At 42.4% G+C, this 17,501-nt stretch carries 15 protein-coding genes; 5 read left to right on the forward strand and 10 right to left on the reverse strand.

The window, feature by feature from the left end; all coding sequences use genetic code 11:
* Positions 1–21: 21 nt before the first annotated feature.
* Both HC175_RS09265 and HC175_RS09270 read right to left on the reverse strand, forming a co-directional pair.
* Positions 22–1,305 (reverse strand): NAD(P)/FAD-dependent oxidoreductase, encoded by a 1,284-nt coding sequence (locus HC175_RS09265; protein WP_168138203.1) that lies wholly within the window; start codon positions 1,303–1,305, stop codon positions 22–24.
* The gene (locus tag HC175_RS09270) at positions 1,306–2,136 is read right to left on the reverse strand and encodes a purine-nucleoside phosphorylase (RefSeq protein ID WP_168138204.1); all 831 of its coding nucleotides are present in this window, start codon (positions 2,134–2,136) and stop codon (positions 1,306–1,308) included.
* 310 nt (positions 2,137–2,446) lie between these two features.
* Here HC175_RS09270 and HC175_RS09275 point away from each other — a divergent pair, with 310 nt between their 5' ends.
* Positions 2,447–5,458: a SusC/RagA family TonB-linked outer membrane protein gene (locus tag HC175_RS09275; RefSeq protein ID WP_168138205.1), complete on the forward strand. Its 3,012-nt coding sequence runs from the start codon at positions 2,447–2,449 to the stop codon at positions 5,456–5,458.
* Positions 5,459–5,470: 12 nt separating this feature from the next.
* Positions 5,471–6,829 carry a RagB/SusD family nutrient uptake outer membrane protein gene (locus tag HC175_RS09280; protein ID WP_168138206.1) on the forward strand — a complete coding sequence of 453 codons (1,359 nt, stop codon included), beginning with the start codon at positions 5,471–5,473 and terminating at the stop codon, positions 6,827–6,829.
* Between the two features lie 57 nt (positions 6,830–6,886).
* On the opposite strand, the gene HC175_RS09285 is transcribed toward HC175_RS09280, so the two are convergent.
* From HC175_RS09285 to HC175_RS09310, 6 genes are all read right to left on the reverse strand, one after another.
* Positions 6,887–7,780: a cyanophycinase gene (locus HC175_RS09285; RefSeq protein WP_168138207.1), complete on the reverse strand. Its 894-nt coding sequence runs from the start codon at positions 7,778–7,780 to the stop codon at positions 6,887–6,889.
* The gene (locus tag HC175_RS09290) at positions 7,761–8,399 is read right to left on the reverse strand and encodes a TIGR04282 family arsenosugar biosynthesis glycosyltransferase (protein ID WP_168138208.1); all 639 of its coding nucleotides are present in this window, start codon (positions 8,397–8,399) and stop codon (positions 7,761–7,763) included. Before HC175_RS09290 ends, HC175_RS09285 begins: the two co-directional genes overlap by 20 nt.
* 6 nt (positions 8,400–8,405) lie before the next feature.
* Complete coding sequence (gene arsS / locus HC175_RS09295) at positions 8,406–9,461, reverse strand: arsenosugar biosynthesis radical SAM (seleno)protein ArsS (RefSeq protein WP_168138209.1); 1,056 nt, start codon at positions 9,459–9,461, stop codon at positions 8,406–8,408.
* 128 nt (positions 9,462–9,589) lie between these two features.
* Positions 9,590–9,925, reverse strand: a complete 336-nt coding sequence (locus HC175_RS09300) for an arsenosugar biosynthesis-associated peroxidase-like protein (RefSeq protein WP_168138210.1) — start codon at positions 9,923–9,925, stop codon at positions 9,590–9,592.
* 97 nt (positions 9,926–10,022) lie between these two features.
* The gene (locus tag HC175_RS09305) at positions 10,023–10,211 is read right to left on the reverse strand and encodes a hypothetical protein (protein ID WP_168138211.1); all 189 of its coding nucleotides are present in this window, start codon (positions 10,209–10,211) and stop codon (positions 10,023–10,025) included.
* 100 nt (positions 10,212–10,311) lie between these two features.
* Complete coding sequence (locus tag HC175_RS09310) at positions 10,312–11,205, reverse strand: sulfotransferase domain-containing protein (protein WP_168138212.1); 894 nt, start codon at positions 11,203–11,205, stop codon at positions 10,312–10,314.
* Positions 11,206–11,368: 163 nt separating this feature from the next.
* On the opposite strand from HC175_RS09310, the gene HC175_RS09315 reads away from it, so the two are divergent.
* From HC175_RS09315 to HC175_RS09325, 3 genes are all read left to right on the forward strand, one after another.
* Complete coding sequence (locus tag HC175_RS09315) at positions 11,369–11,818, forward strand: DUF4168 domain-containing protein (RefSeq protein WP_168138213.1); 450 nt, start codon at positions 11,369–11,371, stop codon at positions 11,816–11,818.
* Positions 11,819–12,046: 228 nt separating this feature from the next.
* Positions 12,047–13,189: a zinc-dependent alcohol dehydrogenase gene (locus HC175_RS09320; RefSeq protein ID WP_235942569.1), complete on the forward strand. Its 1,143-nt coding sequence runs from the start codon at positions 12,047–12,049 to the stop codon at positions 13,187–13,189.
* A gap of 26 nt (positions 13,190–13,215) precedes the next feature.
* Positions 13,216–13,740: a hypothetical protein gene (locus HC175_RS09325; RefSeq protein WP_168138215.1), complete on the forward strand. Its 525-nt coding sequence runs from the start codon at positions 13,216–13,218 to the stop codon at positions 13,738–13,740.
* A gap of 103 nt (positions 13,741–13,843) precedes the next feature.
* On the opposite strand, the gene HC175_RS09330 is transcribed toward HC175_RS09325, so the two are convergent.
* Both HC175_RS09330 and HC175_RS09335 read right to left on the reverse strand, forming a co-directional pair.
* Complete coding sequence (locus HC175_RS09330; RefSeq protein ID WP_168138216.1) at positions 13,844–16,333, reverse strand: DUF5916 domain-containing protein; 2,490 nt, start codon at positions 16,331–16,333, stop codon at positions 13,844–13,846.
* Positions 16,334–16,510: 177 nt separating this feature from the next.
* Positions 16,511–17,467 (reverse strand): hypothetical protein, encoded by a 957-nt coding sequence (locus HC175_RS09335; protein WP_168138217.1) that lies wholly within the window; start codon positions 17,465–17,467, stop codon positions 16,511–16,513.
* Positions 17,468–17,501 lie beyond the last annotated feature (34 nt).

The following is a 17,501-nucleotide window of genomic DNA, read 5'->3' on the forward strand; positions in this document are numbered from 1 at the left end:
TCTGAGGTCTAGGGTTTCAACTTATACCGATTGCTTAAAACTACTAAAAATCTCCTTCTCGTGCCGGTCGTAAAATTCGGGGTCAAAGTTAGCCCGGCGTAAATTTTTGAGAACGAATTCCAGATCCCGTTCTTCCTTTAGCCACCGGTTAAAAACTTCGTGGCGCATCCTTATCCCGAAGGTGTTGATTCCAAGAAACCTGGATGACTCTGGATCAAAAGCAATAGTCAAGGCTCGCTCTCCTTTTCTGTTTTCCCAGTGGAAATGCTGCTCATCCTCTTCAGGGTTGGCAGATACCTTTCCGTAGGTTTGATATTCAACGTCAAAGAATTTTGCGCTGTTGAACCAGTGGCCGGGCTTGTATCTAAATGGTTTCCCGCAGATGGTTTGTGCCACTGTTTCTCCCATCATTCGGGCGGTGTACCACACGGCTTCAATTGTCTTGCGGCCTCTTACCGGTTCCCGGTGCTGCGCACAATCTCCTATGGCATAAATATCCTGCACATTGGTTTGAAGGTAAGGGTTTACTAAAATCCCGGCATCTGTTTCTATTCCTGAACCTTCCAAAAAAGCAATATTTGGTCGTACTCCTACAGAGATGCCCAGCACATCACAATCTATTTTTTCTCCAGATGAGGTTTCTATTGAAGAAACTCTGCCCTTTTTACCATTGATCTTTTTCAGCTCGGTTTCATGTTTGAGAACAATCCCATGGCTTTCGATATGTCGGGAGATAAATTTTGCATCCTGAAGCGGCAGAACATTCTGCCAGAAAGCTTTCTCCCGAATGAGCATCGTCACCGGAATATTTCTTGTGTGGAGCATTTCGGCGAGCTCGACTCCAATGAGTCCGCCGCCAACAATAACTGCACTTTTGCAGTTGCGGGTATTCTCTTCCAGCAATTCCAGGTCCTGCTTAGAAACCAACCCCTGAACTCCGTTAAGATCTTCTCCTTCCCACCCTAAAAAGCGGGGAACAGAACCTGTGGCAAGAATAAGCTTGTCAAAACTCATCGTTTCCTCACCTTTCAAAAAGAGCTTTTTTGAGGCAGGTTCTATTTTTTCAACAAAAGCTTTTTTCAGTTCAATGTGGTTCTCTTTCCAAAACCAGTCTTCATAAGGCTTCAGGTGCTCCCACTTCATATGCCCCATGTACACGTACATTAGGGCAGTGCGGGAAAAGAAGTAATCGCTTTCCGCAGAAATAACTGTGATCTTCTTATCAGAAATGCGGCGAATATGGCGCGCGGCTGTGATCCCGGCCACGCCGTTACCAATTATTACCACATGTTCGGGGGACGACATTTATTCCGCAGGTTTTAGTTCAATGCGCTTGATCAATTCTCTAAAGAGCGTGATCATTTGTGGTTCTGCTTTCCCTGCTGTTTCAATGATATCCTGAATATCGACCGGTTTAAGATCATCGGGATTACCTTCATCTGTCAAAACAGAAACTGCTGCAATTGGAATTTTCAAATGATTGGCAACTATAACTTCAGGCACCGTACTCATTCCAACAGCATCTGCTCCTATGGTGCGTAAAAAGCCATATTCGGCCCTGGTTTCCAGTTGAGGTCCAACTACCGCAACATAAACTCCCTTGTGTAGGGGAAATCCATTTTCTTTAGCAATTTCCTGCATTATGCGGCCGCTTTGCTGGTCATAAGGAGCGCTCATGTCGGTAAATCTTGTACCGAGTTGTTCGACACCTCTAAAGGCCAGAGGAGAACCTCCCTGTAGATTGATATGATCATCGATGAGCATGATGTCTCCTTTCTTAAATTTAGGATTCAGGGAACCGGCAGCATTAGAGATTAGAAGCTTTTTTATACCCAGTCTCTTCATTATTCGCACTGGAAAAGTCACATCCCAAAGGGAATAGCCCTCGTAAATATGAAAGCGACCCTGCATGACCACTACCTTTTTATTCTCAAGCTTTCCAAAAATGAGCTTTCCCTTATGAAATTCTACCGTTGCTGTAGGAAACCCGGGGATATGATTGTAGCTAACTTCTGCAATTACTTCTATTTCATCAATTAATTTCCCCAGGCCGGTGCCAAGGATGATCCCAATTTCTGGCTTATCAAAGCCTCGGGCTTCAAGAAATTCTGTGGTGTCTTGTAAATCTTTGATCATATAATTTCAATATAATATATTTCGCGTAACAGTTAGTCGGGCACATTTCGCCTTTTACAAACTTACAATTTAAGCAGGGGAAAGAGGAAAGAGATTTTTGCCCTTTTTGACACCTTAGACTGAAATCATTTGGGGAAATTCAGCCGTGGCTGAAACTTCTAACAAATGCATTTAAAATGATCAGTGGGTTTGTCAAAAGCAGAAAATTCAGGTAAAATTCTGTTGCTTCAGCAGCAATCTCAGGTATTTTTGCAAAAAATTAACTTTTTATTCTTAATTTACGCATTGGCTAATTCAAACAGATTAACTTATGAAAATTAAAAATTACCTTTTATTGGGATTTTTTCTAATCTCAACAATTGTTTTGGCTCAGGAAAAAGAAGTTTCCGGAGCCGTGGTAGGAGAAAATGGCCTGCCACTTATTGGGGTGAACATCATTATTGAGGGCACCTCTCGGGGAACCCAGACAGATTTTGATGGGAACTACAGCATTACAGCCAATCCCGGAGATGTACTTGTTTTCTCTTTTGTGGGATTTGGAACTGAGAAAAGAACGGTAGGCACAGAAGATGTGATCAACGTTCAAATGGCTTCAGACAATAGCCTTGAAGAGGTGGTTGTAGTAGGTTACGGTACACAGTCCAAAAGGAAAGTTACCGATAATATTGCTTCCATTTCTGAAGAAGAGATCAATAACATTCCTATTCCCAGTTTACAGGGAGCTTTGACAGGAAAAGCTGCGGGGGTTCAGATCACGCAGATCAATGGAAAAGTCGAGGGAGGTGTGAAAATGAGAATTAGAGGTATTTCCAGTATTTCTTCTTCGCAGGAACCGCTGTACGTGATTGACGGCATGCCTTTGATCAATGATGACGAATCTGTTTCACAGGCACCAATAAACCCATTGATCTCACTTAATCCCAACGATATTGCATCCATAGAGATTTTAAAGGATGCATCTTCTGCGGCGATTTACGGGGCAAGAGGAACCAACGGGGTAGTTTTGATCACTACAAAATCTGGTAAATCTGGTAAGACAAAAATCTCCCTCAATACTTCAATGGGATGGAGCGAACCTACAAATACCCTTGACTGGCTGAACGCCGAGCAATATGTTGAATTATTTACTGAGGCTTCAGCAAACACTTACGGGGCGGCAGATACATGGCTTACAGAAGAAGGCGGATATTTCGACTGGATGGCAAATGGCCTCGACTGGAGGAATGGCGCAGTAGATACAGACTGGCAATCTCTGGCACTTGTTGATGGTTCGGTAAAGGATCATACCATCTCTGTTTCCGGTGGTAATGAGAAAACAACCTTTTTCGCTTCCGGAGGTTATAACAGAACCGAAGCTATTGTGAGAGGAAATGATCTTGAGCGGTATTCGGTAAGAACAAATGTAGATCACAAGGCCAGTGAGCGGTTAAATGTTGGTGTCAATGTGGGAATAAGTAAGACCCAAATCTCCAGGATTGGAACAGACAACTCATTCTCTACGCCATTACAGGCGGTAGCACAGTCTCCACTTTCTCCCGCTTATCTTGAGAATGGAATTCCTAATAATGAAAGCACCATCTATTATAACTTCCTCATGCAGGAATATAATGGTGACTGGGATTCTGATATTTTCAGGGTATTATTTAATGCTTATGCTGAATATTATCTTTTAGATGAATTGAGCTTTAGAAGTGAATTCGGTTATGATAATAACAATCAGACAGAAGAATATTTTGCAGGGAGCTTAACTGAATCTGCCTCCACAAACGGTTATGCAGATGCCAACGCGGTGCAATCTGACAGGTACAATCTTAGTAATTACTTCACTTACAGTACTACTTTTGATGAGGATTACGACCTCGAAGTGGTACTGGGGATGAGCTTTGAAGAAAGTGCCAGGAAAAGACAATTTGTTGCAGGTACGGGATTTGCTTCAGATGATTTACAAACCGTTGACAGTGCTTCAGAAATTATTGACGGCTTCTCAACCAGGACGAAATACAACTTCCTTTCTTATTTCAGCCGGGCAACATTCTCGTTGTTCGACAAATATCTTCTTAAAGCCAGTTTGAGATATGACGGATCTTCTCGTTTTGGAGCCGAAAACAGGTATGGTTGGTTCCCGGCTGCTTCGGCAGGCTGGATCATTTCTGAAGAAGATTTTCTTGCAGATTCCAGAACTTTCTCTTTGCTGAAATTAAGAGGTAGCTGGGGTATTACCGGGAACGCCGGAATTGGAAATTTTGCTAGCCTCGGCCTCTTTAGCGGGGGAGCATACAACAAGATCGCTACCTTATATCCAAGTCAGTTAGGAAATCCCGATCTCAAGTGGGAGAGAACCGACCAGTTGGATATTGGAGTTGATTTTGGTTTGTTCAATAACAGGCTCTCTGGTGAAATGGATTACTATGTGAAAAAGACCAACGATCTCTTACTGAACCAGCCGGTACCAGGAACTTCAGGTTTCCCAAGTATTACCAGAAACGTAGGTTCTATGGCCAACAGAGGTTTTGAATTCGTTCTTAACACCAAGAACTTTACTTCAGAAAACTTTAAGTGGGATACTTCTTTCAACCTTTCCACGCTCGATAATGAGGTGACAGAGCTTCCAGGAGGCGACATTGTTTCTGGAGTGAACATCGTACGAGAAGGAGAAACGATTTCTTCCTTTTACCTGGTAGAATATGCCGGGGTTGATCCCGCAAATGGAGACGCCTTATTCTATACTAACACTTTACTAGCCGATGGAAGCCGTGACAGGTCAACTACGGCTAATTATAACGAAGCACAAAGAGTGGTTCTGGGAAGCCCTTATCCAGATCTTATGGTAGGATTGACCAACACAATGTACTTCCACAATTTTGACTTCTCGTTCACCTTTCAGGGAGAATGGGGTTCATCCCTGTATAATTCAGGAGGGAAATTCCAGTCTGGAAACGCACGATATGAAGATAACCAGACAGTAGACCAGCTTAACAGATGGCAGCAGCCGGGAGATATTACAGATGTGCCACAAGCCAGGATGTATAGAACTAATGGGCAACAGGATTCTTCCAGATATCTTGAGGAATCAGATTTTATAAGATTGCGTAATCTCGCCTTAGGATATACTTTTCCTTTTGAATGGACTCAGAAATTCTCTGTAGACAGGTTAAGAGTTTATTTCACTGGTATTAATTTACTGACCTTTACAGATTATAGTGGTTATGATCCTGAATCTACCTATGATAACAATGGGAACTTCAATATTAATGTAGGAGAAACGTTCTATTCTGCGCCTCCTGCAAAGACATATACAATTGGTTTAAACATCGACATATAAAACATTATCACTATGAAAAAAATTAAATATTATACACTTTTGTTGTCATTATTTGCACTAGGATTTACTGCATGTGATGACAATCTGGATGTCGAGCCAGAACAAAGTCTGTCCCCCGAAGTCGCAACTTCAACCCCGGCAAACATTCAAACCATTCTTGTGGGAATGTATGCTGAAGCGAGGGACAATGACAGCTATGGCGGACATATTGCACTTGCTTCGGAATTATTGGCCAACGATGGCGAATTATCCTGGAATGGAACTTACACCCAGCCTGCCGAATTTGATGAAAAAGCGATCCTGGCAGACAATAGCTACGTGAGAGACATCTGGATGAATGCCTATGAAATCATTAATCAGGCAAATATCGTACTTGCTAACCTGGATGTCTTTGATGATGAAGATGCTCGTGCACAAGCTGAAGGAGAAGCTAAATTTCTACGTGGGTTAGCCTATTTTGATCTGGTTAGATTATTTTCCAAACCTTATGAAATGGGAGCAAACGGAGGTCAACTTGGAGTTCCTATAGTTTTAGAACCCGTACTTGATGCCTCTGCGATCACCTATCCCGCAAGAAACACCATTGAAGAAGGATATTCCCTGGTGATCAACGACCTTACAGATGCTTATAACCTCCTGCCTGAAGACAATGGCTTCTATGCCAGTAAATACAGTGCACAGGGTCTTTTGGCAAGAGTTTACCTTCAAAGAGGTGATTATGAGCTGGCAAGAGATGCAGCAGATGATGTCATAAAAAATAGTGGTTTCGAACTCACTTCCGATTTTAGTGCAGCCTTTAACAACGACGAGAATTCTGATGAAGATATTCTGGCTTTCCAGGTGACCAGCCAGGATGCCAGTGGAAATTCCTTTAATGAATTCTGGGGAGGTTATGATTTTGGAGGCCGTTCCGGGGATCCAGATCTTTCCATTCTTGATCCTCATTTCTCCATTTACGATGATCCTGAGGATGATAGAGCAGAATTTTTCTACGAAACAGACAGGGGTGTTGCAACGATGAAATGGCAAAGCCAGTTTGCAAATATTCCGTTCATTCGCCTGGCCGAAATGTACCTAATTCGTGCTGAAGCTAATGAAAGACTGGATACAGAAATTGGTGCAACTCCTCTTGAAGATATCAACACCTTGAGATTGCGCGCGAATGCCACTCCTTTTGAGGCAGTAGATCTGGATGAGATCTTGATGGAAAGAAGGCGGGAGCTGGCTTTTGAAGGCTTTGCTCTTTTTGACGCTAAAAGGCTTGCTCGTGATGTGGGAGATATATCTTATGATGCAAACAATCTTGTACTTCCAATACCTTTAAGGGAAATGGATGCTAACGATGAGTTAGAACAGAATCCTGGATACTAGATTCTTTATATAAAATAATAAGAAAGGAGCTGTAATTACAGCTCCTTTTTTTATTTCCTATTTTTCTTCCAGTTCGAATTTGTCGCCGTGAAGATAGATATCGAGCTTCAATCCTTCTCCGGCAAGCTTGCCAGCAGAAGCCCTTTTTGAAGCCTCAGGATTTGTAAAGACAATGACCTGAGACTCTCCAACAACTTCGGCTGTTCCATTTCTAACCAGGATTGCTGTAGACTCGTCGATCCCAATCCCCTTTACCTCCGGATTTTCAAGGATCGCTGTTAGCAACCGGTTGTACCTGCTTCTCTTTACAAAATGCTGATCGATGATCACATCCTGTAACATTCCCAATCCGTGTTTTAATTCAAGGTTCTGTGTTTCGAGATTTCTGAAGGTAGAATGATATTCCGGATGTTTAAGTTCATTTCCTGTGATCATGTCCTCACTCATTACTGCAGCCCCGGCGCTGGTGCCCGCTATCATTCCGCCGTTGCGGTAATTTGCTTTTAACGCTTCTGCTGCGGGGGTGCCTGCAATAGCTTTCATAAACCGATCCTGGTCACCTCCGGGAATATACACCAAACGTGCATTTTTTAATGAATCCAGCTTTTGAACATTAGAAGTTGAGGCGCTGTCATAAACCTGTTTGAAAATATTTGTGATGCCCAGTTCCGTGAACTGCCTCTTTGCGTAGTAATAAGAAGTGTCGGGTTCTGAACTTGCCATTGGCAGGATCACGGCGTATCCTCCTTCATCCAGTCCAGATTCCCTAATGATCCTCTCTACCATCGATGCAGGCCTGGAGCCACCGCCAATAATAAACAGCGATCCAGATCTTTCTGCTTCCTGTGCAGTAAAAGTAGAGGTGAAAAGGCAGAGAAACAGGAAGAGGAGTGGGTTTTTAAAATTGCTTTTTAATTTTTTCTGTGGAGGGTTAGAAAAGTTGCTCTTCATCTTTTGTGGAAATTAGCTTCAGGAGGTCGGGATGCTGTTGCAGGTCTTCAAATCTGTCAATATCATTCCGCGGCTCCAGTTGAGTTAGTTTATGATTTTTAAGATCGGTCAGGGTGGAGGTGAAAACCGAACTCCCGCCCCAGTTTTTCTTTTTAAAGATCTTTGAAGATAATGATTTCAATCCTAACAAGTAATATCCCCCATCTTTAGCAGGCCCAATAACGGCTTCAGCCTGCTGCAGTTCCAAAAATGCCATTTCCAGGTCCTCTTTTGAAAGATCGTAAAGATCACTTCCAATGATGATAATATTTCTGAAGCCTGCTTCAAATCCGCTGCGAAAGGCATTTTCCATGCGCTCACCCAAATCACTCCCTTGCTGCAGTTTTTTGCTGAATATATCCTTGTCCCAGATATCTTCCTGCGGAATTTCTTCTGAATAGAATACCCATTTCTCTGCGTGAAGCTCCCTCGTGATCTTTGCCGTATGAGCCAGGAGATGCAGATAGATATTTAGAGCAGCTTCATTGCCAATGGTGGCAGCCAGGCGCTTTTTTACTTTCCCGGCTTCCGGATTTCGTGTAAATATGAGGAGCAAATCCTTTGTCAAAGTGGAATCCATAGAAACTTAAGTTACACTCCCCTGGCAACTGCTACCAGCACCGGCTGTGCAGCCGTAGCAATGCTGGGATATACAAATGTCGCGGTCCTGAATCCCCTGCGTATCAAAATCCTTTAAATGTTTCACTTCAGAAGCTATTTTTAAACCCAGCATCTGGTTAAAGTCGCAATCATACAACCAGCCATCCCAGCTCACCGAAAGCGTGTTGGTGCACATCACATTTTGTACAGCTGCCGGATTGAATGCTTCCACTAAAGCGGTCATATAATCTTCATAGTTTTCGGAGGCGATCAGGTATTCCAGGAACCTGCTTATAGGAAGATTTGTGATGCAAAAAAGCTGGTTAAAATGAATGTCAAAATCTTTTTTCAGCGCTCTTTTAAAGTCGTTTTCCAGGGCCTGCTGGTTTGCCGGTAAAAAGGCTCCAGCCGGATTATAAACGAGGTCGAGCTTAAGATCACTATTTGCCATTCCATAACCTTCTGCATTGAGCATTTTCAAGGCTTCTATGGATTTTTCAAAGACACCATTCCCGCGCTGGCGGTCTGTTTTTTCCTTTTTATAGAAGGGAAGGGATGAGATCACGTGAATTTGATGCTTTCTGAAAAACTCCGGCAGGTCATGATACTTCTTGTTTGCCACCAGAATAGTAAGATTAGAGCGCACAATAAAATCTCTGATCCCGGCTTTAGATGCCTCTTCCACAAACCACCTGAAATTCGGATTCATCTCGGGAGCGCCGCCGGTAAGATCCAGCGTATGAGCGCCAGATTTTCTAATGACATCAAGGCAAAGCTCCATAGTTTCTCGGGTCATGATCTCCTTTCTGTCGGGACCGGCATCAACATGGCAATGAGAGCAGACCTGGTTGCACATATAGCCGAGGTTGAGCTGTAAGATCTCCAGCTTATTGGGTCTTAGTGGGAAGGCTCCTATGGAATTGATCTTCTCTTTAAACCCGGGTAGTTTTCCCTCCCCAAATATTCCATTGCTCAGAAACTTCAGCTGTGCACGGGGATCTGAAAGGTTGTTTTTTCGGGCAGAGAGGGATTTTTTGATCATAAATTAATTCTGAAGGATTTGTTGTTTTTGCAACGGAGTGTTTCCGAAGGCTATTGTACATGAAAGCCGGCAGTAATAGTTCTACAAACTGATTAAAAATTTCAGCATTTTCCGGCTTTTAGAGCTAGCTACATCGACAGTTTATCGTACTTGTTCATCATTTGCACTCCGTGAACAAGAGTAGCACCCCCTTTTATTGCCGCCCCTACATGTACGGCCTCCATCATTTCTTCCTTTTCAATGCCTCGCTGCAGCCCATCTTTGGTATAGGCATCTATACAATACGGGCACTGTACAACGTGAGACACTGCAAGGGCGATCAAGGATTTTTCCCTGGCTGTTAAGGCCCCTTCTTCGAACACACTGTTGTAATAGTCGAAGAATTTGCTGCCCAACTCTTCATCCCATTCAGAGATGTTTCCAAATTTCTTAAGATCGGCGGGGTCATAATATGTTTTTGACATGTTTTGAGTTTTGGCCCCTAAGATAACAAGTGCTGCGGGAAAGTAAGGGTTATGCCTGAAAAAACAGAGGTGTCAAAAAAGGCATTTTTGAGACCTCTTATGCAAAGACATCAGAAAAAAACAGTAAGCCTAATACTACAATGGCAATGATCACGATGATGGCGATCATGCCCATATTGCCCCCTTGTTTTTGTTCGGTTGACTGATTGACATGATACTTTTTGTCAGTCTTTTTATTTTCTACGGGCGTGGATTTCTTATTTTCAGTACGATCGTTAGTTTCCATGATTTTCGCTTTAGAACTTTAAGTTACAAAAATGACCTTAGATACTGCAGCTTCTGAAACTATGTCATTGTACAATTAAGAAAAATTTAAATTATTAGTGCTAATAAAGGTTTTTCCAGTCAATGGTTTCAAGTATTGTCTGAAGCCTTTTCTTCGGAATTTCTGCGGGAACACGAGGCAAAGTATCAGCCTCTTCTGTGCCTGCTGCATATCCAAAAATGTCCATTAAACTCCCTGCTATGTTCGAGGCGATTTTGATCTGTTCGGAAGAAAGATGTTGCATCCATTTTTTACTCCTGCCTTTATGCAAATGACCGGGACTTTCTTCCTTCATGGTCGAGAAACTTACTTCGTGTTGAATTCTGCTTTTAACCTCAATAGGCAAGTCCAGTTCAAGATACTGGAGAAGAGCATCAAATTCCTGCTGAAAATTATGCAGCAGATTTTCGTAAAATATAAAGTGTAGATCGAGCTCCTCCTTTCGCAATAGATAATTTCCATAAAACCAGACCCATTGTTCCATAAGGCGCTCATATTCGGCCGAAAAATATTCTTCTACAGAATTGTATGATGAAGGATAATGTGCTTTCATATATGGCGTAAAGGCAAACCTGGCAGCAGAAAGCGCAGTGTCTCTTGGATCTCTCACTATACATATTTTTTTGTCAAAAAAGGAGAAAACGGAAGCTGTTCGATTGCACCAGGTGGAATGCGTCCAGGCAAGACTGGCCCGTTGAGCATATTCAGTGAGCTCTGGAATCGGTTTTTTGAAAATGGAACTTACCCTGAAATAAACTTCCTCCTCTTCAATGTCCATCATGTCCACACCTGCCTGCCCCTTAAAGCTTAACTGCTGCTTCTTCAGCATTTCGTATTCTGGCAGGGTCTTAATATAATGAGTGATTTTAATTCCAGAAGATCTTAAACTCTTCCGAAGAATAGTGTTTAACCAGAAACTGCCAGATTTAGGGGCGCTAACCTGAAGAATATTCATGTCAATATCAATTTTTGGAAGAAGATAATTAAAATCAAGAAAATGGTATTGAAGTACGGCCTAAAAGCATTCCGAAGAAAATATAGGAGGCTGGCACGGTACTTGGTCCTTACGGGGCAACAATAAAACTTGAAATATGATTAGATTGAACAAAATGGCAGGAATGATAATGTTTTTTCTCATGATAGGGAGCACTGCCAGCTTTGCACAAACGCAACCCCTTCCTCAAGCCCAGCAGGTGCAAAATGAGGTTACTGATGCCGAACTTGCAAAATTTGTAAAGGCTTTACAGGGAATCCAGATGGTGACCCAAAAAGCACAACAGGAAATGATCCAGATAGTGCAGACTGAAGGAATGGAGCTGCAGCGTTTTAACGAGATACACCAGGCTTCCATCAATCCTGAAGTTGAGGTAGAAGCTACTTCTGAAGAAAAAACAACTCATAAGAAAATCGTGGGGCAACTAGAATCGATGCAGGCTGGAATTCAGCAGCAAATGGAGAAACTAATTACCGACCAGGGTCTTTCGCTCGAAAAATATGAGCAAATCGCAATGCAGTTGCAGTCTGATACTGTTCTGCAACAAAGAATTCAGCAAATGCTTCAGGGATAAGTAATTTTTCCTGAGAAAATAATTAAGCGGCGAACATGCCGCTTTTTTTATGCCCGAAATTTCTTGCTGGTTTGTTAGCAGCATCCCAAAAAGTTTCTCTCTTCGCATAAAGTATCGTTAAATACTTTTGTTCCGAAGCTGCAATAATTAATTTTAATTGTCGGGAAATCAGTGATATGCCTCCTGACTTCGCTTTGTAAAAGAAAAACTTTAGAAGATATGTTAGCAATGAATTTTCGCGGCCCTTTCAGGGTTCGTGCCGACCGCGATCGCCCCTTTCCGGAAATCGAACATCCCGAAGATGCTATAGTCAAAGTAATTAGAACCTGTATTTGCGGGTCTGACCTTCACCTGTATCATGGTCTTGTGCCAGATACCAGGGTAGGTTCAACTTTTGGCCATGAATTTATAGGAGAAGTGGTAGAAGTAGGGTCATCTGTAGAAAAGGTGAAAGTAGGGGATAGGGTCATGGTTCCTTTCAACATTGCATGTGGAAAATGTGCATTCTGTAAACAGGAAATGTATGGAATGTGTCATGAGGCCAATCCTCAATCTACTGCAGCAGGAGGAATTTTTGGATATTCCCACACCACTGGCGGCTATCATGGCGGCCAGGCAGAATATGTAAGGGTGCCTTACGCCAATGTTGGGCCTACGGTCATTCCAGATTGGATGGATCCCGATGATGCCGTTCTTCTTACAGATGTTGTACCAACAGGTTACCAGGCGGCCGAAATGGGAGGAATCCAGGAAGGAGATACGGTGGTAGTCTTTGGAGCAGGGCCTATTGGAATTATGGCTGCGAAAAGTGCATGGCTTTTTGGTGCGGGACGTGTAATTGTTATAGATAAACTTGATTACAGGCTGGAATTCGTGAAGGAATTTGCCCAATGCGAAGTATACAATTTTCAACACCTTGAAGATCCTGTGGTATTTATAAAAAAGATTACCGATTCTTTAGGTGCCGATGTCTGTATAGACGCAGTTGGTGCCGAGGCAGCAGGAGACACAATGAATACTCTGCTGGGGAGGAAATTACTTATGCAGGGAGGATCAACAACCGCCCTGCACTGGGCAATAAATTCAGTTAAGAAAGGAGGAATTGTATCGATCGTTGGGGTGTATGGACCTATTGACGCCCTGGTGCCAATTGGGAACGTGGTGAATAAAGGCATTACGATTCGAGCCAGCCAGGCCTCAGTGAAAAGGCTGTTGCCAAAAATGATAGAACATGTCAAAAATGGCGTGATCACACCTAAAGACATGATCACCCATAGAATTCCGTTGGAAGAGGTGGCCGAAGGTTACAACATCTTCAGTAAAAAACTTGACGGCTGTATTAAAACAGTGCTTATTCCGCCTTCAGCATAATTAATAAAATTGAAAAACAGAGATCTATGATCGCAGATGAAACTAAACCCGAAGATTTCAGAAATGAAAGGGGTGGCGACCACAGCCATATCAAAGGATGGGGAATAGACAGGGATCCTAAAAATGACCCCACTTACCCGTTGAAACACAGAACAGATGAGGAGATCAAAGGCTACAGCTGGGAAAGACCAGAGCAGCAACCGGTGAACATTGAGGTTTTGAAATCTGTGGAACGGCCAAATATTCCTGCCGTTTTTGGAAATACTTTACCTCCTTCTGGCTTAAGCGGGGAGCTAAGAAGGTTGGCCTTCAAATACAGTGAATCCAGCTACGGAAGGTGGCTTCCACTTGTGATGGCCGACAGAATAAATGAGATTGAAGGTATTATAGATGACTTAAAAAATGGTCACGTCCCCAATATTTTTGCAGAAAAGGGCATCAAGTCTGAATGGAAATATAACAGGAAGAACTTCATCCTGAAATCGACAGTAACGCTGGCAGCGGCAGCAGGAGTTTTCCTTTACCTCACCCGTGACAGGGAGGATGACTAGCATTCTTAAAAGAATAGAACATAAGATCCCGGCAGCGTCGGGATCTTATGTTTTAAACGGGTCTCAAAAATGTCATTTTTGGATGTCTTCTTCCTGTAGTTTTTTAGGGTAGCATGAAAGACTGCTCCTTAAATTTTCTGTAGGAAAGCCCATCTTGGGAAGTATTGCTGGCAGGAGTATTTTTTCTACCACCAAACCAGTTTTTCATGCGATTATAATCGAGATAGTAACTGAGTCTTAATGAAAGACTGTTCAATTGTTCCTGATCGAAGAGCTGGTCGAAGTTTCTCCCTATGTTCAAGTGAGATTCATTCGCAAAACTGGTAATGGCATTACGGTATAGAAGCGTCATCTGACTTCCAGGTGCGAACCACCATGAAAATCGGAGGTCGAGATTCCAGCTGTTATAAGTGGTGTCGTACTCCTCATTACCCGGAGCAAAATAATTAAGCTCCCCGTCGCGTTGCAGGGTATAGAATTCTGAATAGTACACTTCAGAATAATAATGTCTGAAAGTGAGGTTTAGAGCCATTTTGTTATTGAAAATGTAATCGGAACTCATGGAATTCACTATGGTGTTGCGATCCCGCTGCCCAAAAAGGATCTCGTCTTCTACCAGGTCTACAAATCCTTCTTCCTTATCTGAAAGTACAATATTAGTGGACCAGAACAGTTTGAATTTATCTGAGAACCTATAGCGTGGGTCGAGATCAATGATAAGATTTCCTCGGCCTCTTTCATCGAACTTGTACCAGTCCACTACAGATCCAAATGCAAATTTCTTTCTGTTATCTGTAGAAAACCATAACCACACGTCGTAATAAGCAGGCACCTCCACATGGCGTTCCGCTACCCTTGGCTCATAAATATCTTTAGTGCCAAAAGGGGTAGTTTCAAAGCCTCCTCCAAAATTCCAGAAATTTTTACTGGTAAAGCTGGAATTAAAATTAAACACGAAATTATTAAAAAGATCGGGTTCCAGTCTTCTTCTGTGCTGCAGGTTGAAGTTGAGGAACATATTGTTGAGAAAACCCTTTGGCTGCAATAATCTATGATTGTAGCCGGCATAGTACATCACGTAATTTGTAAAACTGGAGTACCCAAGGTCATTGATATTATAATTTTCTGTACGCAGATCTAATCCTGTCTGGAATCTGTTTTTGCCATTGATCTTGGAAATACGGGCCTGTAATTCGGTGCCAAAGGTGGTTTCATCCTGCATTATCCAGCTTCCTTCGGCACCCGCGAAATAGTTCATAGTATTGGCCTTGTTGGTAAGATCCATGTAGAGGCCTGTAGCATTGGCGTCTCTAAAATGTCCTTCTCGGGTAGTATTTGTATTTACAAGAGAAACAGAGGAGTTGCCTCCAAAGCGTTGATCCAGCACCAGGATGTTGTAATTTGAAACAGGTTCTATTAATTCCTTTCGTACTTCCCCGGTTGTCTCACTTTTGATCTTAGCGTAGGTTTTTTCGGTAATGGCATTAAAAAAACCAATCCCAAGGCCAGCATCTGTTCTTCCGGAGACCTTTACTGCATTAAGAAGATCGACTGTAGATGGATATTCTTCGATCACCTCATTTTCATTTAGGAAAATTCTTCCTGAGGGTGCACCACCTACTCTCCGGCTGTAGAAAAGATCTCCTTTTGTAAAGAGTTCTGTTCCTTCTGTAAAAAAGGCACGGTTCTCCTCATATTGCACCTCAAATGCAGAGAGATTGAGCACTTCCTCATCAAATTTGGTCTGGCCAAAATCGGGGATCAGTATCATGTCAAGAGTAAAAGCATCATTGATCCCGTATTTGAGATCGAGGCCTCCATTAAAATTGACCTCGGTATTACCTGCGTAATTAGTGAGGTAGGAGGAAACATAGGGCTGAAAGGAAAGCCTTACCTGTGTTTCAATGTTTTTAATGCCATGAATTTCACCATCGTAGATGGAGAATGAACCTTTTTTGTTGTCGACATGGCTCCAGCTATATCGTGTGCCTGCCCGTCTAAAGTCTCTTTCCATTTGCAGGCCCCATTCCTGGATCTTTTTCTCGGGAAATCGCAATTCTGAATACGGAATAAAAATCTCGGCTACCCAACCGTTCTCTGTAATATTTACATCACTGTACCAGACGGCATTCCAGGAGGAATCTTCCATTCCATTAGTCATTTTAGCATCGTACTGTACCCCGGCAGAAGTTACTATGAACTGCATGCTTTGCTGGCGATCATTATAGCCATTAAGGAGGATGAAAAAGAAATCTGAAGCTCCAATATCATCTCTTTCGGTTAATTCCTTCATGATCTTATTGGGAGAAGGATCGTTTAGGACCGCGCCAAAATATATTCCGAGGTCATCATAAACGATCTTTACATCGGTAGCAAGGCTATCGGGGATCGCTCTACCATTTACAGGCATCCTCTCCACGAAATTAGTGGCAGTAGCAGCATCCTGCCAAATGGCTTCATCAAGAACACCGTCTATTTTTGGCGCTTCAGCAATCCTGTTGATGGTGATCTTCTTCCGGGGAATGGTATCATTTGTCTGTGCGCTAACTGCAAAAGACATCAACAACAGGAAAGTGGCGGCAAATATTCTCATTTTGGGTAGTGTTTCTTATAAAGACCGCCAAAAGTCGGAATTGTTGCACTTCCGGCACTAAAAAAGCAGAAAAAATATATTTTGAAGGTCTACAGATACAATATGTAATTGAGTTCAATCTTCTGCAACTTCACCAGAAACCCGGCCTAGGCCGGGTTTCTTATCAATATTTGATCTTTAAATTTTGACGGCTCCAATTATAGAGACCAAAGAGGACAGATCATTTGGAGACTTGGTTTTGAGCAGAGAATAATCTCCTGTTGAGGGTTGATAGGTGAAAATACTCTTGGTATTATCTGCGCCAACAAGTTCTACAAATTCTCCCTTTTCCTGATGGAAAAATGTTTTATGAGCGGGATTTAAGGTCGAGATGCGCGGTACAGCTGTGAGTTCGCTTGAGGTTTTATCATTAAGGTTGTAAATAACAGGTCTTACCTCGGCCATGAGATTGGAATTTGCAACCGGAGTAAATCCGAAGATCTTAGTGAGATCATTGCCACTACCAATATTGATCAAACTTGTGGTGATCCCGTTTTTAGGAAGAGCATTGATGGTCTTCTGTTCAAGATCAATTTCCAGAAGGTCTGCACTTGTCCATTTGTCATTTTTAGAGGCTACTGCATAAAGCTTTTGATTAATTAAAGTGGTGGAAAAGACATTTTCGTAGCCTTGAGCATATAAATCGATTTCCAATGTAGTTATTTTAAAATTTTCCGGATCGATCCTAACGAGTTTAAAGGCTTGTTGATTGTTAGCTTCTTCAAAGTTTTGTCTTGCAAATCCTAGCAGATTTTGGCGATCTTCATCCCAGTCTAATGAGACCAGAGCGGTGTTTTGCACAAATTCTTCCGGAAATTCGAGTGTGACAGAAGTAGTTGTTTCTGTAGAGGGTTCAAAAACATAAATTATACCTCTGGGCGGGTCAAAGTAATGTTCGTAAATAAAAGTTTTCGAGCTGGAGGTAGTGACAGAATTGAACAGCGTGTTGAACTCTATTCCGGGAATTTTTCCAGTGACGCTCACTTTTCCGGTTTGATCTCCAATTGAAAATAAGGTGCCGTCATTGCGCAATGCGATGTAATGGAACTCATCTTCGATCTGTTCTGGAATTTCTGGTTCTTCAGGTTCCACCACTGCGCTGTTTTGGGAGCATGAAAAAAGGGAAATT

Source organism: Salinimicrobium oceani (assembly GCF_012037645.1).

Excerpts from the sequence above, each read along its gene's own strand:
- HC175_RS09270 (WP_168138204.1), bottom strand. The coding sequence starts at position 2,136 with ATGATCAAAGATTTACAAGACACCACAGAATTTCTTGAAGCCCGAGGC.
- HC175_RS09280 (WP_168138206.1), top strand. The coding sequence starts at position 5,471 with ATGAAAAAAATTAAATATTATACACTTTTGTTGTCATTATTTGCACTA.
- HC175_RS09315 (WP_168138213.1), top strand. The coding sequence starts at position 11,369 with ATGATAATGTTTTTTCTCATGATAGGGAGCACTGCCAGCTTTGCACAA.
- HC175_RS09325 (WP_168138215.1), top strand. The coding sequence starts at position 13,216 with ATGATCGCAGATGAAACTAAACCCGAAGATTTCAGAAATGAAAGGGGT.
- HC175_RS09330 (WP_168138216.1), bottom strand. The coding sequence starts at position 16,333 with ATGAGAATATTTGCCGCCACTTTCCTGTTGTTGATGTCTTTTGCAGTT.
- HC175_RS09265 (WP_168138203.1), bottom strand. The coding sequence starts at position 1,305 with ATGTCGTCCCCCGAACATGTGGTAATAATTGGTAACGGCGTGGCCGGG.
- HC175_RS09285 (WP_168138207.1), bottom strand. The coding sequence starts at position 7,780 with ATGAAGAGCAACTTTTCTAACCCTCCACAGAAAAAATTAAAAAGCAAT.
- HC175_RS09305 (WP_168138211.1), bottom strand. The coding sequence starts at position 10,211 with ATGGAAACTAACGATCGTACTGAAAATAAGAAATCCACGCCCGTAGAA.
- HC175_RS09300 (WP_168138210.1), bottom strand. The coding sequence starts at position 9,925 with ATGTCAAAAACATATTATGACCCCGCCGATCTTAAGAAATTTGGAAAC.
- HC175_RS09275 (WP_168138205.1), top strand. The coding sequence starts at position 2,447 with ATGAAAATTAAAAATTACCTTTTATTGGGATTTTTTCTAATCTCAACA.
- HC175_RS09320 (WP_235942569.1), top strand. The coding sequence starts at position 12,047 with ATGAATTTTCGCGGCCCTTTCAGGGTTCGTGCCGACCGCGATCGCCCC.
- arsS (WP_168138209.1), bottom strand. The coding sequence starts at position 9,461 with ATGATCAAAAAATCCCTCTCTGCCCGAAAAAACAACCTTTCAGATCCC.
- HC175_RS09310 (WP_168138212.1), bottom strand. The coding sequence starts at position 11,205 with ATGAATATTCTTCAGGTTAGCGCCCCTAAATCTGGCAGTTTCTGGTTA.
- HC175_RS09290 (WP_168138208.1), bottom strand. The coding sequence starts at position 8,399 with ATGGATTCCACTTTGACAAAGGATTTGCTCCTCATATTTACACGAAAT.